General features: G+C 62.9%; 9 protein-coding genes and 1 pseudogene. All 10 read right to left on the bottom strand.

Going from position 1 to position 18,491, the window contains the following annotated elements; all coding sequences use genetic code 11:
- Nucleotides 1–244 precede the first annotated feature (244 nt).
- The 10 genes and pseudogenes from bcsA to B7449_RS04290 all read right to left on the bottom strand — a co-directional run bounded on the left by bcsA (nt 245) and on the right by B7449_RS04290 (nt 18,454).
- Nucleotides 245–4,907: pseudogene (gene bcsA, locus B7449_RS04335) on the bottom strand (UDP-forming cellulose synthase catalytic subunit).
- Between the two features lie 443 nt (nt 4,908–5,350).
- Nucleotides 5,351–6,688, bottom strand: coding sequence for a DEAD/DEAH box helicase (locus B7449_RS04330; RefSeq protein ID WP_039734587.1), 1,338 nt, complete (start codon nt 6,686–6,688; stop codon nt 5,351–5,353).
- Nucleotides 6,689–7,022: 334 nt separating this feature from the next.
- Nucleotides 7,023–7,634: a nitroreductase family protein gene (locus tag B7449_RS04325; RefSeq protein WP_039734588.1), complete on the bottom strand. Its 612-nt coding sequence runs from the start codon at nt 7,632–7,634 to the stop codon at nt 7,023–7,025.
- A gap of 26 nt (nt 7,635–7,660) precedes the next feature.
- A complete protein-coding gene (metW, locus tag B7449_RS04320) occupies nt 7,661–8,275 on the bottom strand; it encodes a methionine biosynthesis protein MetW (protein ID WP_039734589.1) in 615 nt (204 codons plus the stop codon).
- Between the two features lie 2 nt (nt 8,276–8,277).
- A complete protein-coding gene (metX, locus tag B7449_RS04315) occupies nt 8,278–9,447 on the bottom strand; it encodes a homoserine O-acetyltransferase MetX (RefSeq protein ID WP_039734591.1) in 1,170 nt (389 codons plus the stop codon).
- Nucleotides 9,448–9,566: 119 nt separating this feature from the next.
- Nucleotides 9,567–13,001 (bottom strand): DNA polymerase III subunit alpha, encoded by a 3,435-nt coding sequence (gene dnaE, locus B7449_RS04310; protein WP_039734592.1) that lies wholly within the window; start codon nt 12,999–13,001, stop codon nt 9,567–9,569.
- Nucleotides 13,002–13,137: 136 nt separating this feature from the next.
- The gene (locus B7449_RS04305) at nt 13,138–13,848 is read right to left on the bottom strand and encodes an ABC transporter ATP-binding protein (protein ID WP_039734593.1); all 711 of its coding nucleotides are present in this window, start codon (nt 13,846–13,848) and stop codon (nt 13,138–13,140) included.
- Complete coding sequence (locus B7449_RS04300; RefSeq protein WP_039734594.1) at nt 13,841–15,085, bottom strand: lipoprotein-releasing ABC transporter permease subunit; 1,245 nt, start codon at nt 15,083–15,085, stop codon at nt 13,841–13,843. Before B7449_RS04300 ends, B7449_RS04305 begins: the two co-directional genes overlap by 8 nt.
- On the bottom strand, nt 15,085–16,407 hold the full coding sequence (gene proS / locus B7449_RS04295; protein WP_039734595.1) for a proline--tRNA ligase: 1,323 nt from the start codon (nt 16,405–16,407) through the stop codon (nt 15,085–15,087). The genes B7449_RS04300 and proS overlap by 1 nt, the downstream gene beginning before the upstream one ends.
- A gap of 403 nt (nt 16,408–16,810) precedes the next feature.
- Entirely contained in the window at nt 16,811–18,454 is a 1,644-nt protein-coding gene (locus tag B7449_RS04290) for a ribonuclease J (RefSeq protein ID WP_039734596.1), read from the bottom strand.
- Nucleotides 18,455–18,491 lie beyond the last annotated feature (37 nt).

The raw sequence follows: 18,491 nt of genomic DNA, 5'->3' as shown, positions 1-18,491 counted from the left end.
TCAAAATAAATTCCCATCCAAAATCATCATGAAAAACCTGTTCTACATCACATTTACCTAATCTGAAATGTAAATACCGCATTTCATAATACCGGTTCCTGCCTTGCCGTATCGTTTCCCGACTGAACGAAGCGATGTACCCGCACACTCACCATACAGTCAGGATATGAAACGCATTGCCGCTATGTCCGGGTCATCCCCGCCGGGGAACGCAGGCAGTCCAACCGCCCGCGCGCCCTCCGCATCATTCAGATACATGTCCGGCCATGCGTGCCGCCTCGTCGGCAATCGCCTGTTCGCGCACCCGGCGACGCGCACGCGCACGCAGCCACAGCCACGCCCCGGTTCCCAGCATGGCCGCACCCACCACACCACACAGGTACATCAGGACCGGATGGCGCGACAGGAACCAGTCCACCCACATCCAGAAGGGCAGATGACCAACCGTATAGGTCGGTGACGTACGATATGTCGTGAACCTGTTCCCGTTTTTCAGCACCAGGTCACCCTGCAGGCTGGGCAGGGCCTTACGATCATGCAGGCTTATGATCAGGTCGTGGATATGCGCCCCGTCGTCCCCTACCAGCGCCAGCACCGAACGATGTCGGGCATACGGCGATTCAGCCCCGATCATCATGGCGGTATTGCGGATCGGGGCATTCAGGTTGGCCGTGACGCCATTACGCAGGCCGCTTCTGTCGCGATCCTGGAATATGTACCAGATCCCCTGCAGGCCCATATCCTGTCCAACATGGATATGGCCGTCATCAATCTGATACGCCGAACGCGACAGCAGGGATGCGGCAGGCCCCATCTGCTGTGCCGGCGCCAGCAGGATGACATCGCCCGAAGGCGGATGTTCGGCAATATCCGCTGTTGTCACAAGGTGCATGCCTGCGGTGGGATACCATGTAACCGAACCAAAAAAGCCCATGAGATCAAGATAGGCCCCGATCATATCGGTATCCGGCGCAGGCGGCAGGACCACAGTCGTCTCCCCCAGATCGGCCATGCGGGAAAACGGGAAACCGATTGACGCGAAATTAGGACAGGTTGGGCAGCGTCGTGAAATGAACCCCACGCCGGAAATCCAGCATGGAATCCGAATCAATCCCCATGCGCAGGTTATCGGGCGTGCGCCGACAGGCGCCACGGTCTACCGGGCGGGTATTGAAATTGAACTGCAGGTCATTCTGCCCGAACAGAAGCCATGACGGCAGGGCCGTTACATGGCCCACGGCGCCCGCGTGCTGGGTCACCATCCGTTCGGACCACGTCCGCCACAGGCTGTTGGGCAGCAGCCCATAACTTTGCAGGTAAGAATTGTTAAGACCGACATCCAGGCGCGAAGCACTGATATCCACCACCGGATTATCCGGCGTGCGTATCCACAGATCCATCAGGAAAGGCAGGCCGCGCCATGTGTACAGGTCGGGCGGCAGGTGAAACGGCACATGTAGCGTGCCGGGTGCGAAACCACCCGCCTGCAGGTCACCCGCAGTCACCAGTTCACCAAAACGCACCGGCCGGTCCGTCGGAATGAAGGCAGGCGCATCATAAGGCTGCCGGGCGCGCAGGGTCACGTCCTGCACCACGGCGGATGGCCCGCTGCCCAGCGTATCGGTTGAAAAGACCAGCGCCCGGGCCGCGACCTCCACTTCCTGCGCCGTGCGCCCGGTTACAACCAGAACCGTGCCCCACCTGTCATTCGGGTTGGCGATTTCCAGCAGCGTCGGTCCGGCGGGCGGGCGCCCCTGTGCATCAACTGGAATGTTTTCCCCGATTTCAATGGCGTTCCCGGTTGCCGGAATGCTGCGGGAGACGGGAAAGGACAACTGCCGCGCATCCGCCATCCTGCCGAACCATGATGCGACAAGCCCCCCGGCCTGCATGATTTCCGGCTTCGGCGTCGCGGCGGGCATGACGACCGGCACGCGCATGGCGACTTTCAGGTTGGGATCGAAAAAGGGCGTCGGCAGGCGGCCCAGATCCCGTTCGGGCACAATGCGCGCGGTGGTCAGGGTTATGCTGGACTGGTCCGATATCTGGGCCCACAGCACATCGTTATACAGGTCGTTGCAATCCCGCCTGTATTCACCGGCGAAATGGAAATTGAGCTTGCTGTCCCCCGTGAAATAAAGGGGATCAACCGGCAATTCCAGCGGTCCGAAGTTCGGATGCGCGGGATCGATGCGGATCGTGCCGATATACTGTTCATTCAGTGTTACGGTCAGCGCCGTGGCTTCCGGCAGAAGCGATGGCGAAATCGCCCCCGACAGGGTCAGCACCGCATGGGTCACGACCCGGTTGGCGGGCACCACCACATCAATGCCCTGCAGCGGCGAAAACCCCCGCAGGGTCAGCGGCCCGTTTTCCAGCCCCAGGTCACGGAAGGGAATGGTACGCGTGATTTCGGTATCCGCCACCCGGTCCGCCAGCGCCCGATCCACCGCGCTGCCCACGGGGGGAATATCACCACTGTTGGTATCCCCCAGCGGGGTCAGACGCGAGACGCCGGTCGCGCTGTAGGACGGGGGCGGCAGGGACCGGGCCGGTGCCGCGACGGCGGGGGCTGCGGCGGCGGGGGCTTCGACCGGCGCGGGGGCTGGCGTGTCCTGTGCCTGCACCGGCATGACCATGGACAGCAGCCCGGCCATACCCGCGACCAGCAGGGTCATGCCATAGCCGACCCCGCGATAGGTAGGGGGCAGCACAAGGCTTTTCTTTTCCAGCGTTTCTTCTTTTTGCACGCTCTCGTCACTTTCCCCGGTTTCCTGCGCCGGGCTGAGATCCCACAGATACGGCGGAGACAGAAGACCGCGTATGCTTTTTATGACCTGATATATGCTGTTCAACGGCCGGTCTTCCTTGAAATCAGCCCAGTTATGCCATGCATCGCTCCGACCGAACACCAGACTGACAATCTCGCGTTCCTGATCCAGCGTCTCGATTTTCCATTGCAGGTGCAGCCACGACCCGCGCTGCCCCAGGATCGTGGCGGGAACGGAGACGCGGATACCGTCATCGGGCTTGTCATAACGCAGGGTAATATCCTGCGGGGTATCCATCTGCCGGGGCAGCCTGAGGGTAACCCCCGCCCCGCCAAGTGAAATGTCGGTGGTATGGGCATGGTATTCGGTGCCATCTTCAAAACAGATATCAACCGGCAGCCTGACCCGCACCCGTGGCTTGTGCCGGATCTGCCGCGTTTCACGCCCCACTGCTATGGAAGCCAGCACCACGATCAGGCTGATGCTGATCCAGAACGTGTTGAGCAGGAAGGACTGGAACGCCAGTTTCTGGTGATACTGGAAAATCATGCCCACGATGCCCCGCACCATGCCCAGGAACAGGATCCCGGCCATGATGACGTTGGGGTATACCGCGCTGAAATCGAAATATCCCCGCGCCAGCAGCCCGCCCTTGTCCGTCACGTTGAACTTGCCCTTGTGCGGTTGCAGCAGGGTGACGATGGTGATCCGCACCAGGAACAGCGCCAGCGAAGTTTCGTAAATTTCACTCCAGAAGGAATAGCGCCACCGCCCCTCGATCCGCGACAGGGTCATGATGGAATGAAAGATATGGGGCAGCGCATAAACCATGATGGCGAACGGGGACGCCGCAATGATGTTCTGCCCGAAAAACAGGAACCCCAGTGGTGAGACAAGGAAGGTCACCCGGGGAATGGCGAACAGGAAGTGCGACATGGCCGACAGGTAGCACAGCCGCTGTTCCCACCGCAGGCCCGGCCCCAGCATGGGATTGTCCAGCCGCATGATCTGCAGCATGCCACGCGCCCAGCGCACGCGCTGCCCGATATGCAGGATCAGCCGTTCGGTCGCCAGCCCGCCTGCCAGTGGCTGGCGCAGATAGGCGGTCCCCCATCCCTTGCGCTGCATCTTCAGCGCGGTATGCGCATCTTCCGTGACCGTCTCTGTCGCAAAGCCCCCCACGCTCAGCAGCGCCGAACGGCGGATGGCCGCGCAGGAGCCGCAGAAGAACGTCGCATCCCAGAAATCATTGCCGTCCTGCACCAGCCCATAGAACATGTTGCCTTCGGGCGGCACGTCATAACCGGCGGCAAGGTTACGCTGGAACGGATCGGGGGAATAGAAGTGGTGTGGCGTCTGCAGCAGGGCAAGCCTGGGGTCGGCCACCATCCAGCCAATGGTCTTGAGCAGGAAGGAGCGGGTCGGCACATGGTCACAGTCGAAAATCACCACGTACTCGCCCCTGGTGATCTTCATGGCGTGGTTCAGGTTGCCCGCCTTGGCGTGATTGTTCTCGGAACGGATGATGTAGCCCGCGCCGGATTCCTGGGCAAAGTCGTAGAAGGACTTCCGCCGCCCGTCATCAAGGATATAGACATTCAGCTTGTCCGCAGGCCAGTGCAGGTCCAGCGCGCCCAGCACCGTGGAGCGCACAAGGTCCAGATCCTCGTTATAGGACGGGACATACACATCCACCATCGGCCAGTCAGCGGGATTGTCGGGCAGGCTGTGCGGCCTGCGCCCAAGGGGCCACGACATCTGGAAATAGCTCAGGCACAGGGTGGACAGCGCATAGCCTTCCGCCAGCAGCAGGGCGACCGACATGACAATCTGCAGCGGCCCCGTGAACTGCACCGTACTGCCCAGCCGCCATATCAGATACCGGAAGGATACGAACAGCGACAGCATCATGAGGATGCAGGTGATATGCCGCCCCTTCCTGCGGTTCAGCACGAAGAACAGCGCCACCGTGCCCACGGAAATATAGGCCTGCTGCCCCGGATCAAGGGTAATGTTGCCAATGGACAGGCAGAGGAACGCCCCCCCTGCCGACAGGAAGAGGATAAGCCAGTTCAACCCGCGCGGCGTGGCCATGAACGCCTGACCGCCCGACTTAAGCCACAATTCCCTTAGCATAATTTTACAACCAGACTGACCTGAATAAAAACCTGCCGATACACCATGCCCTGCAGGCGCCGGCATGGTACTGCGCCCCTGCGCCACGTATGATCTTGTTTTCTATCGTAAATGGTTCCGCTGAAAAAAGTGTCTCTTTCCCGTGGCTTTCTCAATGGGAAGGAACAATAAATGACGCGCTGTCAGAACCGCAAGGTCTTATGTGAAATACGGATTTATTTTTGAATACCGCCTGCGCGAAATAAATCCTGCCCCACATACATAATATCGGCATGGATACAAATCATGAATATATATTACATGATAAATCATCGCGACCGGATTACTCGATAAAACCTGCCGACACTGCCCTGCCCCACTGATAAAAACGAAAAAAGGCACCCGGTCGCATGGACCGGATGCCTTTCCCGTATCATCACACCGGGCAAAACCGCCGCGTGTGATCAGACCGCGCGGCGCGATGCACCACCCGGACGGCCACCGCCGCCGGGACGGCCGCCACGACCACCACCGGGCGGACGGCCACCGCCCGCCGGACGACCACTGCCACCGGGGCGTCCGCCACCGGAACGGCCACCGCCGCCCCCGCGGCCACGGCCACCGCCACCCAGCACGGGCGGACGCATGGTGGAATTCTCGGCCGATTCCGAATGGTAGGGATGTTCGGACACGACCGGGATCTTCTTGCCGATATTCTTTTCAATATCGCGCAGCCAGGCCCGCTGTTCCGCATCACACAGGGAAACGGCCCAGCCTTCACGCCCGGCGCGCGCCGTGCGGCCAATGCGGTGCACATAGCTTTCGGGCACGTTGGGCAGGTCGTAATTGAACACGTGGGTCACGTCATCCACGTCAATGCCACGGGCGGCGATATCGGTCGCCACCAGCACCTTGACATTGCCCGACCGGAACCCGGACATGGCGCGTTCACGCGCGCCCTGCGACTTGTTGCCATGAATGGCTTCAGCCGTGATCCCGTGTTCATTCAGGAAGGATGCGACCTTGTTGGCTTCATGCTTCATCAGCGTGAAGACCACGGCGCGTTCGACCTTGGGCGAATCAACCAGCAGCTTCAGCGCCTCGCGCTTGTTGCCGGTATCGACAAACATCACGGCCTGGCGGATACGGTCCACCGTGCTGGACGGCGGCGTGACCTGCACCGTGGCGGGATCACGCAGCAGGCCATGCGCCAGGTCGGAAATGGTCTTGGGCATGGTGGCCGAGAACAGCAGAGTCTGCCGATCGGTCGGCAGGGCCGCGACAATCTTGCGGATATCGCGCACGAAGCCCATGTCCAGCATGCGGTCGGCTTCGTCCAGCACCAGCACCTCAAGCCCGGACAGGTCGACATGCCCCTGTCCCATCAGGTCCAGCAGGCGGCCAGGGGCGGCAACCAGCACGTCCACGCCACGGCGCAGGGCCTCGATCTGGCGCCCCTGCCCCACGCCGCCAAATACGACGGCATGGCTGAAACGCATGTGGCGGGCGTAGGATGCGAAGCTTTCCCCGATCTGGGAAGCCAGTTCACGGGTCGGCGCCAGCACCAGCGCGCGTGCGCCCTTGGGGTGGGCACGGCCCTTTTCACGGAAAAGCCGGTCAAGGATCGGCAGCGCGAAGGCCGCGGTCTTGCCTGTTCCGGTCTGTGCCAGTCCCAGCAGGTCACGCCCTTCCAGCAGATAGGGAATGGCGCCAGCCTGAATGGGGGTGGGCGTGGCGTAGCCTTCCTCGTCCAGTGCCCGCAGCAGCGGCTCTGCAAGATGAAGATCGGCAAACGTTGTCATGAATGGCGCCTCCTGGCGCGAAAAAACAGGGCCGCGGGGCGTACAGGAACCTGCATGCCCGAATGGCGAACTGACAGACATACCCGACACCGGCCCTTGTATGCACGGGGGCACTCGGTCTGTCGTCGCAAGGATATCATGTAAGGGATAAAGGCCGGTCCAGTCTGCTTCTGTATCGTGTCCCCCGCGTCAAGGACACGTGCAATCAAACCAGCACAGGGAACAGGCGCGGTCTGTTCCCAAGCCTGAGGCTGTATAGGGTTGCGGAACGGACTGCAAGCTTTTTCATGCAGCCTTCCTCCCCTTTTGTCCCGCCATGCAGGACGCCCCCGGTTCAGGCCGGGGGAAAGCGGTCGGTCAGGATGACATCGGCATCGGGCAGCTTGCCCACGCGCGGCGGGGCCTGTTCCGTGCCTTTGCCAATGACGACAAACATTGCCACCACGTGGTCAGCAGGTAGGTTGATCAGCCGGCCGACCGCATCATAATCGAACCCGTCCATGGGACAGGACTGGTAGCCCCTGGCCGTCGCGGCCAGCATGAGGGTCTGGGCCGCAAGCCCCGCGCTGCGCATGGTTTCGTCCTGCTGGACCCATTCGCGACCGTCGTAATAGCCCCGGATCATGTCCGCCATGCGCTGCTTCACGTCATCGGGCGCGCCATCGAAATAACGGGCCGGGTCCTTCTTCCACGCATCACGGTCGGCACAGATCACGATCAGGGCGGAAGCATCGGTCACATCCGGCTGGTCCCACGCCACCTTGCGCAGTTCACGACGCAGGGCCGGATCTTTCACCACCACGAAACGGCAATGCTGGATATTGAACGCCGAAGGGGCATGGCGGGCAGCCGACAGCAGTTCGTGCAGGTCCGCCGGGCTGATCTCATGCGTCGGGTCATACGCGCGGATGGCGCGCCGGGTCCGGATGGCCTCAAGAGTATCCACTATCACTTCTCCCCACCGTGGCGACTTTATTTCCGGGGGGTGTCCTTGCGCCGTAACAGAAACAGCGCCTGTTCCCCGAACAGGTTGGCCAGCCGGATCGAACGCCGCCACGGTGCGCGCTCGCCGTCCTCATCAACGGCCATCCACTGCTGGACAACATAGCCCTCATCGCGACATAGCGTCAAAAAGTCGAGGATCGTGCACGGGTGGATGTTGGGCGTGTCGTACCACGGCGTGCTCCACACGCTGGTCATGGGCATGCGCCCGCGCAGCAGAAGCTGCAGGCGCAGCCGCCAGTGGCCGAAATTGGGAAACGACACGATGGCGTACCGCCCGATGCGCAGCATCTGGCGCAGCACCTCACGCGGGCGTTCGACCGCCTGCAGGGTGCGCTGCAGCACCACATAATCGAACGCGTTATCGGGATAATGGACAAGGTCATGGTCCGCGTCGCCATGCATGACCGGCAGGCCATGGGCGACCGAGCGCGTGACCTCGCGCATGTCGATCTCGATCCCGCGCGCGTCACACCCGCTGTTGCGGAACAGATAATCCAGCAACGCGCCATCGCCGCTGCCCACATCCAGCACGCGGGTCCGGGGACGGATCATGCCCGCGATCAGGCGCTGGTCAAGCCGCATGGTCAGCCAATCCCCGCATGTTCGGCAGCCCCGCACAGGAAGCCGCGGATCGTCCGGTCAAAATCAGGTTCATCAAGCAGGAAGGCATCATGCCCCTTGTCGCTATCGATCTCGACAAAGGACACGTTTGCCGCGACCTGATTGAGTGCCCGCGCCAGAAGCCGCGCCTGCGATGTCGGAAACAGCCAGTCGGACGAAAACGAAATGATGCAGAACCGCGTGCGCGTGCCCCGGAACGGACGCGACATGTCACCATCATGCTCGGCCCCAAGGTCGAAATAATCCATCGCGCGCGTGATCGTCAGGTAGGAATTGGCGTCAAACCGCCGCACGAAGGTCGATCCCTGATGCCGCAGGTAGCTTTCCACCTCGAACATCTCGCCAAACAGCGCGCCCGGCCCGCCTGCGGCCCCCCGTCCGGGGGACGTACGCACGCGGCGGCCGAACTTGCGCGTCAGCGCCGCTTCGGACAGGTAGGTGATGTGCGCCATCATGCGCGCCACAGCCAGCCCACGGGCCGGGATCTCGTTACATTCCCAGTAGCGGCCGCCATGCCATTGCGGATCGGCGAATATGGCCTGGCGGCTGACCTCGTTGAACGCGATGTTCTGCGCGGAATGGAAGGGCGATGTCGCAATCGGCATGGCCGCGAACACCTGCTCCGGATAGGTCGCGCACCATTCCAGCACCTGCATGCCGCCCATGGACCCGCCCACCACCGCCAGCAGGCGGTCAATGCCCATATGTTCGATCAGGAGATGCTGCGCGCGCACCATGTCGCGGATGGTGATGGCGGGGAAATCCGTGCCCCATGGCTCTTCCGTGCCGTCTTCGCGCACCCGCAGGCTGCGCGGACCGGTCGTGCCCATGCAGCCGCCCAGAACATTCACGCAGATGACGAAAAAACGGTCGGTATCGATCGGCAGCCCCGGCCCGACCATGCGTCCCCACCATCCGGGCTTGCCCGTCAGGGGGTGGGGGTCGGCCACGTACTGGTCCCCCGTCAGCGCATGGCAGACAAGGACCGCATTGTCACGCGCGGGCGACAGGGTGCCATAGGTGCGGTACGCCACATCCACCGGGGCAAGGCGGAAGCCACAGTCCAGCTGCAATCCGTCGGGAAAGGTAGCGTGCTGGTGCGACAGGGTGGTAGCGGGATTGGTCTGGTCCATTCTGTATCCGGCATTGCGTCGACAGGGACAATGAAAAAAACAGGCAGGGGTTGCGTATGACACCGCAGCCCCGCACATGCAAGGTTCATGGCGTCCCTGCCCGCGCTTTGGCTACGGGCCTAGAACTGTTCCACTTTCCCCACGCCCTCGATGGCCTTGATCATCTGCGCCACGCGTGGCGTCACGCGGTAGCGTTCGGCCAGCGTCAGCTCCACGTCGCGCGTTTCCGCAACCGATGGTAGCAGGATCACCCGCCCGCGCCCGTTGCCATTGCCCTGCAGCACGTCACGGATTGGTTCCAGCGCATCCGCCCGGTCGAACCATATGCGCAGTTCGGCCGCCGCTTCCGCCGCCGCCTGTTCCAGTTCCATCACGTCGGATGCGGTGATGCGCAGCGCTTCGCCATCCATCTTCAGATCTGCCGAGACAACCACCGCGTTGCCCGCCACCAGGATTTCGCGCGACCGCGACAGCACTTCGGAAAAGAACGTGATCTCGCACCCGCCAGACGCATCGGACAGGCGCACCCACGCCATCTTGTTGCCCGTGCGCGTCGGGCGTTCCTTGCGGTCCACCACGCAGCCCGCGATCTTGACGCGGCCGATGCCCGCCTGTGCCGCCGCCTCCAGCCCCGTAGCCCTGACCGCGCCCAGCCTGCGCATGAGCGGACCATAGGAATCCAGCGGATGCCCCGTCAGATGGAAGCCGATGGCGTCCGCTTCCATGTTCAGCCGTTCGAATTCAGGCCAGTCGGCGCAGCGCGGCAGGCGCAGCGGTTCACGCTGGGCGGGCGTGCTGCCGCCACCGCCAAACAGGCCGATCTGGCCGCTGGCCGCTTCCTGCGCATTGGCCTGCGCGCGCCGCATGACGGTTTCCGCCGCCCCGCAGGCCTGCGCACGGTTGGGCAGGATGGTGTCGAACGCCCCCGCGCGGGCCAGGTTTTCCAGCTGCATCTTGTTGACCTGCCGGGGGTCAAGACGCGCGGCCAGATCCTCCAGATCCCCAAATGGCCTGTCACCGCGCACCGCCACCAGCGACTGCATGGCGCTCAGCCCCACCTTCTTGACCGCCGCCAGCGCGTAGCGGATGCCATAGGTCTGGCCATCGGGCATTTTTTCCACCGTGAAATCCGCGCCGGAAGCATTGATGTCGGGCGGCAGCAGCGGAATGCCCAGCCTGTCCGCTTCCTGCCGCAGCCCCGCCAGCTTGTCGGTCTTTTCACGCGCAAGGGACATGCATGCGGCAATGAAGGCGACCGGGTGGTTCGCCTTCATCCACGCCGTCTGGTACGACACCAGCGCGTAGGCGGCGGCATGGGATTTGTTGAACCCGTAATCGGCGAACTTGGCCATGAGGTCGAACACCTCGGCCGCCTTTTCGCGCTCGATGCCGCGCTTCATCGCCCCTTCGGTAAAGATCACGCGCTGGCGGTCCATTTCCGCGCGGATCTTCTTGCCCATGGCGCGCCGCAGCAGGTCGGCCCCGCCCAGGCTGTAGCCCGCCATTTTCTGGGCGATCTGCATGACCTGTTCCTGATAGACCATGATGCCGTAGGTCTCTTCGAGGATGTCCCGGATCTCCTCGTGTGGCGGCTCCCATGCCTCGCCATGCTTGCGTCGGCAGTAATCGGGAATATTGGCCATTGGGCCGGGACGGTACAGCGCCACGGCGGCGATCAGGTCCTCCAGCCGGGTCGGGCGCATCTGCTTGAGCACGTCGCGCATGCCCGCACCTTCGAACTGGAACACGCCGCCCGTATCGCCACGCGCCAGCATGTCGTAGGTCAGTTCGTCATCCAGCGGCAGGGCCGACAGGTCAACCTCGATCCCCATGCCATGCAGGAACTGCACCGCGCGCTGCAGGATGGTCAGCGTGGTCAGGCCGAGGAAGTCGAATTTGACCAGCCCCGCCTGCTCCACGAACTTCATGTTGTACTGCGTGACCAGCATGTCGTTCTTGGGGTCGCGATACAGCGGCACAAGCTCCACCAGTTCGCGATCGCCAATCACCACGCCGGCCGCGTGGGTGCTGGCGTGGCGGAACAGGCCTTCCAGCTGCTGGCCGATTTCCAGCAGGCGGCGGATGGCTTCGTCCTCGTCGCGCATTTCCTGCAGGCGCGGCTCACCCTCGATCGCCTGCTTCAGCGTCACCGGCTGGGCGGGATTGTTGGGGATCAGCTCCGCCACGCGGTTGACCATGCCAAACGGCAGGCCCAGTACGCGCCCCACGTCACGCACCGCCGCGCGCGCCTGCAGCTTACCGAACGTGATGATCTGGGCCACGCGGTCGGGGCCGTATTCATTGCGGACGTAACGGATGACCTCGTCACGCCGGTCCTGGCAGAAGTCGATGTCGAAGTCAGGCATCGACACACGTTCGGGGTTGAGGAACCGTTCGAACAGCAGGTTAAAGGGAATGGGGTCGATATCGGTAATGGTCAGCGCCCACGCCGCCAGCGACCCGGCACCCGACCCGCGCCCCGGCCCTACGGGAATGTCATGCGCCTTGGCCCACTGGATGAAGTCGGCCACGATCATGAAATAACCGGGGAAGCCCATCTGGGCGATGATGTCGAGTTCGAATACCAGGCGCTCTTCGTATTTCGTGCGCGTCTCGTCATCGACAGTCATGCGCGACAGGCGGTTTTTCAGGCCGGTCACCGCCATGTGCCGCAATGTCTGCTCTTCGGTCTGGCCTTCTTCCACCTTGGGGCAGACCGGCAGCAGGGGCTTGCGCGTTTCCACCGCAATGGCGCAGCAGCGCGCGATATCCAGCGTATTGTCGCATGCTTCGGGCAGGTCGGCGAACAGTTCGCGCATGACCTCCGGCGGCTTGAACCAGTGTTCGGGCGTCACCCGCCAGCGGTCGCGTTCGGCCATGGTGCGGCCCTGCGCGATGCACAGCAGCGCATCATGCGCCTCGTACATGTCCGGTTTCGGGAAAAAACATTCATTGGTGGCCACCAGCGGCAGGCCCATGCGGTCGGCCATGGCGATCATGCCCGGTTCCACCGCGCGGTCCGCAGCCTGTCCGTGGCGGTGCAGTTCCACCGCCATGTGGCTGCCATAGGCTTCATGCAGGCGGTCCATGAGGCGCGCGGCCTCCCTCTCCTGCCCTTCGGCCAGCATGTGGAACAACGGCCCCCGGCTGCCGCCCGTCAGCAGGAACAGCCCGCCCGCGCGTTCGCACAGCAGATCCACCGGCACGGTCGGTTCATCCGTTTCGTGCTGCAGGAACCCCGAGGAAGACAGGAACTGCAGGTTGGCCAGCCCTTCCGCATTACGCGCCAGCAGGACGACCGGCTCCGCCGGGCTGCCGGGCTTGTCGCTGCGCGATGGCAGGCCGATCTGGCAGCCGATGATGGGCTGCACGCCCTTCTTGCCGCAATATTGCGAAAACTCCAGCGCGCCGAACATGTTGCCCGTATCGGTAATGGCGACGGCGGGCATGCGCATGTCATGCGCCAGCGCCACCAGTTCGGGCACGCGGATGGCCCCCTGACTGAGGGAATAGGCGGAGTGGACACGCAGGTGGACGAAATCGGCATGGGACATGGCCGCATCCTACCCCACACCGCATCTGATTCGCACGCCCCCATGCGCGGGGCACGGGCTGCCCCCTTGAAAATGATGAAAGTTTCTGGGCGCCGCCTTTTTGGAAAAAGCTTCACCAGACACTTTTTACAGATTTTCAGGTGGCGGGAGCGACCGGCACAACCAGCCCGTCCCGCAGGGTCACGATCCGGTCCATGCGGCGGGCAAGGTCCATGTTATGGGTTGCGATCAGGGCCGCGACCCCGTGGGCACGCACGGTTTCCAGCAGCGCGTCAAACACCGCATCAGACGTATGCACGTCCAGATTACCCGTCGGTTCATCCGCCAGCAGCACATGCGGGCGGTTGGCCAGCGCACGGGCAATGGCCACGCGCTGCTTCTCGCCACCTGACAGTTTGCCCGGCAGATGATCCAGCCGGTGCCCCAGCCCGAACAGGCCCAGCAGTTCATCGGCCCGCGTCCGGGCCGCCCTGCGTGCAACACCCGCGATCATCTGCGGCAGCATGACGTTTTCGCGGGCGGTAAATTCAGCCAGCAGGTGATGGAACTGGTACACGAACCCGATCCGGTCACGCCGGATTTCGGTACGTCGGGCATCCGTCAGCGCGCCCGTGTCCTGCCCCGCCACCATGACACAGCCCGCATCCGGGTGTTCCAGCAGTCCCGCCAGATGCAGCAGCGTGGACTTGCCCGTGCCCGATGGCGCCACCAGGGCCACAATCTCACCGGGATGCAGCGTAAGGTCAGCGCCACGCAGCACATCCAGCGTTTCCTCCCCGCTGACATACCGGCGCGACACGCCGTCCATACGCAGCGGGGCAGCGCCTGCATTCAGGGCATCATTCATGGCGCAGGGCCTCCACCGGGTCCGTCTTCGCCGCCCGCCATGACGGGTACAGCGTCGCCAGCAGCGACAGCACCAGCGCCATCGCGATCACCTCGATCACCTGCGACCAGATCAGCCTGGATGGCAGGTGTTCAAGGTAATAGACCTCGGGATTGAACAGGTTGGTGCCGGTAATACGCTGCAGAAGCTGGCGGATATGTTCGATATTCATGCAGAACACGATGCCCAGCCCCGTGCCGGCGAACGTGCCCGTCACCCCCACCGATGCCCCGCACATAAGGAAGATGCGCATGATCGCCCCACGTGTCGCCCCCAGCGTGCGCAGCACGGCGATGTCGGCGCTCTTGTCCTTGACCATCATGATCAGCGACGAAATCACGTTGAAGGCCGCAACAAGGATGATCAGCGTCAGGATCAGGAACATCACGTTCTGTTCCACCTGCACCGCGCCGAAGAAGGCATTGTTGGTCTGTGTCCAGTCCATCACGCGCACGTTGCCATCCATGGCCTTCTCGATCGCCTGACGGACCGGGATCACGTTTTCCGCGTCCCGGGTCATGACCTGCACCTGCGTCACCTGCCCCGGCATCTGGAAATACACCTGCGCGGCATGCAGTGGCAGAAAGACATAGCTGGCGTTGTAGTCATTCACGCCCGCATCGAATATGGCCACCACGCGATAGGCGCGCACGCGGGGCATGGTGCCAAATGCCGTCGCCGCCCCCTGCGGGGAAACAAGCGTCAGCCTGCCGCCAACCGTCAGCCCCGCGCGTTCAGCCAGCGTGGTGCCGACGATGATGGTGTCATCCCCGCCAAAATCATCCAGCGACCCCGCGACAAGGTTGTCGCTGATTTCATGCAGGCCCAGCAGATCGGCCTGCGTCATGCCGCGCACCAGCCCGCCGGCATTGTAGCTGCCGGAATTGAGCAGCACCTGCGATTCAACCAGCGGGGCCGCCGATACGACACCGGGCACCCTGCGCACCCGGGCCGCCACATCATCATAATCGCTGATGGTGCGCGTGACGCCAAATACGCTGAGATCGCCATTCAGCCCGAGAATCCGGCCCAGCAGGTCGGCCTTGAACCCGTTCATGACCGACATGACAATAATCAGCGTGGCGACACCCAGCGCAATCCCCACAAGCGAGAAGATCGCGATGACGGACACGAACCGCTCCCCCCGCCGGGCATGCAGGTACCGCCCGGCGACCATCCGCTCGAAGGGACCGAACATCAGGCGCGGATTTTCGCGATAAGGGCCAGTGCAGCGTCCACCGTTTCCTCCGTACGTTCGCCCGTGCGGCGGTCCTTGACTTCCACCTTGCCGTCCTTCGCCCCGCGCGGGCCGACGATCAGCTGCAACGGATGACCCAGCAGGTCGGCATCGGCAAACTTCGCGCCCGCGCGCTCGGCACGGTCATCATACAGCAGGTCGTCAGGGGCTGCCGCATACAGTTTTTCACAGATGGCGTCGCACTGCGCGTCACCGTTCTTCAGGTTGATGATGACAGCCCGGAAGGGGGCGACGGATGCGGGCCAGATAATGCCATTGTCATCATGGCTGGCCTCGATGATCGCGGCGACAAGGCGCGAGACGCCAATGCCGTACGACCCCATTTCCGGATACAGCGGCGCACCGTCGGGACCGCTTACGGCAATGTCCATGGATTCGGTATATTTGCGCCCGAAGTTGAAGATGTGCCCGACCTCGATCCCGCGCCCCTCGCGCTGGCGCCCGGCGGGCACCTTTGCCCATGCATCCGCATCATGCATTTCATCCGTCGCGGCATAGAATGCGGTCATGCCGGTGAAGAATTCTTCAAGTGAATCCCGGCTGGTCACGTCCACGTTTTCAGCCAGCCAGTCCTGATCCTCCAACGCGCTGTCAAAGAACACGCCGCTTTCCCCCGTGGGGGCCAGGATCAGGAATTCGTGGCTCAGTTCGCCACCGATCGGCCCGGTATCGGCCCGCATGGGAATCGCGCGCACGCCCAGACGCTGGAACGTGCGCAGGTAGGCCAGCATCATGCGGCGATAGGTATCGACGGCGGAGTCGTGATCCAGGTCGAAGCTGTAGGCGTCCTTCATGTAGAACTCACGCCCGCGCATCACGCCAAAACGGGGACGGACCTCGTCACGGAACTTCCACTGGATCTGGTACAGGACCTGCGGCAGTTCCTTGTAGGACTTGACCGCCTGACCGAACAGGTCGGTGATCATTTCCTCATTGGTCGGGCCGAACAGCATGTCGCGTTCATGCCGGTCGCGGATTCGCAGCATTTCCGGGCCATAGGCGTCATATCGGCCCGAGCGCTTCCACAGGTCGGCCGACTGCATGGTGGGCATCAGCAGTTCCTGCGCGCCCACGGCGTCCTGCTCGTGACGCACGATGTTCGCGATGTTGCGCAGCACCCGCAGGCCGACCGGCAGCCAGGCGTAGATGCCTGCCGCGGTCTGGCGAATCATGCCCGCACGCAGCATGAGCCGGTGGGACGTGATCTGGGCCTCGGCCGGATTTTCCTTGAGGGTCGGCAGAAAACTGCGGGACAGACGCATATCCGTATGAACCTTGAAGTATGAGAACCGATAATGCTGCGGACCCTAAACCAATCACAACGCCCGTGGAATGGGGCATGTGCGTGTCCTGTCCCCCCGCCACACCGAAGCGTGATGCGCAAAGCCCCCCGGACCGTAAACATCCGCGTGAGGGGGCATGGTAGCGCCTGCGCACCGGGGCTAAGGTGCGCAGGCAAATCTGGTTGCACCAAAAGACGCCGGGTTTAGGGAAAACGTACCAAAAAAAATGGCAGGAAACGGTTTGTCCGTTCCCTGCCATAATCATTTGTGGCCCAAAGATCATAAAGAAGTTTCTGGTGACGCTTTTTTCAGAAATCTTCAAAGGAACACCGCCTTTTTAAAAAAAAGGCGGCACCCGGAAACTCTGATTACTTTCCGTCAGCTACACCCGCAGCAGGTGTACATCAACCAGCGGGCGCTTCTGCAGCTTGCGACCCAGCGCGCGACGCAGGGCGGTCTTGGCCGCTTCGCGGAAGGTGGCGTCGTTTTCACGCAGTTCATCGGGAATTTCATCCAGCGCATTGCCGAATTCCTCAGTCACCCGCTGCGTTTCGGGGTCATCGGCATCCAGCAGGCCCGGCGCGCTGACCTTCGGGTCCCCGATCAGGTAGCCTTCCTCATCCACCGCGAAGCTGCCCAGCACCATGCCGTTGAACAGCATCCGGCGCCGCGCCGACAGCACGCCGCCATTCATGGGCAGGATACGCCCGCCATCCAGCACCAGCCGCCCGGTGGGGGCGGTATCGCCAATTTCGACCCCATCGGCCCGGATGTCGAGGATATCCCCGTCTTCCAGCAGCACGGGTTCGATATTCAGTTCCTGCGCAATGGCGGCATTGGCGGTCAGGTGACGCCATTCGCCATGCACGGGAATCAGGAAGCGCGGGCGCACAAGGTCATACAGCTTGCGCACGTCGCCACCCGTGGCGTGGCCTGATACGTGCACAAGGTGGTCCTTGTCGGTAATGACATGCACGCCGCGCCGGGTCAGGCTGTCCTGCACCTGAATCACGGCCTGCTCGTTCCCCGGGATCATGCGGCTGCTGTAAATGACCGTATCGCCTTCACCCAGCGCGATGTTGGGGTGGGTGTCGGCCGCGATGCGCGACAGGGCCGAACGGGGTTCGCCCTGGCTGCCGGTCACGATCAGCAGGATCTGGTTGTCGGGGATGGAGTTGGCGTCCTGTTCCGACAGGAAATGCGGCACGTCCGACAGGTAGCCGCATTCACGCGCTGCGACCTCAAGGTTGCGCAGGCTGCGCCCGACTACGGCAACGCGGCGCCCGGCGGCCTTTGCCGCCATGGCCAGCGTTTCCACGCGGGCGACGTTACTGGCGAAGCAGGTGACCGCTATCCGCCCCTCGAGCGAGGCGATGAGGCGCGTCATCTCCCGCCGCACGTCGGCTTCGGACGCGGACGGCCCCTCGGTGCGGACATTGGTGCTGTCGCACACCATGGCCAGCACGCCCTCGCGCCCCAGTTCGGCAAAGGTTTCAAGGTCGGTGGGGGGGCCGACCTGCGGGTCGGGATCGATCTTCCAGTCACCGGTATGGACAATGATGCCCTGCGGCGTGCGCAGCACCAGCGACTGCGATTCCGGCACCGAATGCGTGACCGAGACGAAACGCAGGTCAAACGGTCCGACCGTAAAGGCGGAACCGGGGGCGATCACATGGATGGGCACCTGCTGCAGCAGGCCCGCCTCCCCCAGCTTGCGGCGCAGCACGGCTGCGGCAAACGGGGTGACATAGACCGGACAGCCAAGCTGCGGCCACAGATGGGCGATGGCGCCCAGATGATCTTCATGCGCGTGGGTGACGACCAGACCGGCCAGCCTGTCCCTGCGTTCGGCGATGAAAACCGGATCAGGCAGGATGATCTCCGCCTCCGGCGTGTCATTGCCACTGAAGCCGATGCCACAATCCACCGCCAGCCATGTCTCACCCTGCCGGTACAGGTTGAGGTTCATGCCGATTTCGCCTGTTCCGCCCAGCGGAAGGAATGAAACGCCTGTCATATCATTCATCAATAAATCCTGTGTCAGTTACCATTGTTTCAGATGC

The organism is Komagataeibacter intermedius TF2, from assembly GCF_000964425.1.
In the GTDB taxonomy this organism is placed as follows: Bacteria; Pseudomonadota; Alphaproteobacteria; order Acetobacterales; family Acetobacteraceae; genus Komagataeibacter; species Komagataeibacter intermedius.
The sequence above is the reverse complement of the archived record's forward strand: the minus strand, read 5'-3'. Positions and strand labels throughout refer to the sequence as shown.

Excerpts from the sequence above, each read along its gene's own strand:
- B7449_RS04330 (WP_039734587.1), bottom strand. The coding sequence starts at position 6,688 with ATGACAACGTTTGCCGATCTTCATCTTGCAGAGCCGCTGCTGCGGGCA.
- metW (WP_039734589.1), bottom strand. The coding sequence starts at position 8,275 with ATGCGGCTTGACCAGCGCCTGATCGCGGGCATGATCCGTCCCCGGACC.
- metX (WP_039734591.1), bottom strand. The coding sequence starts at position 9,447 with ATGGACCAGACCAATCCCGCTACCACCCTGTCGCACCAGCACGCTACC.
- dnaE (WP_039734592.1), bottom strand. The coding sequence starts at position 13,001 with ATGTCCCATGCCGATTTCGTCCACCTGCGTGTCCACTCCGCCTATTCC.
- B7449_RS04305 (WP_039734593.1), bottom strand. The coding sequence starts at position 13,848 with ATGAATGATGCCCTGAATGCAGGCGCTGCCCCGCTGCGTATGGACGGC.
- B7449_RS04300 (WP_039734594.1), bottom strand. The coding sequence starts at position 15,085 with ATGTTCGGTCCCTTCGAGCGGATGGTCGCCGGGCGGTACCTGCATGCC.
- proS (WP_039734595.1), bottom strand. The coding sequence starts at position 16,407 with ATGCGTCTGTCCCGCAGTTTTCTGCCGACCCTCAAGGAAAATCCGGCC.
- B7449_RS04290 (WP_039734596.1), bottom strand. The coding sequence starts at position 18,454 with ATGAATGATATGACAGGCGTTTCATTCCTTCCGCTGGGCGGAACAGGC.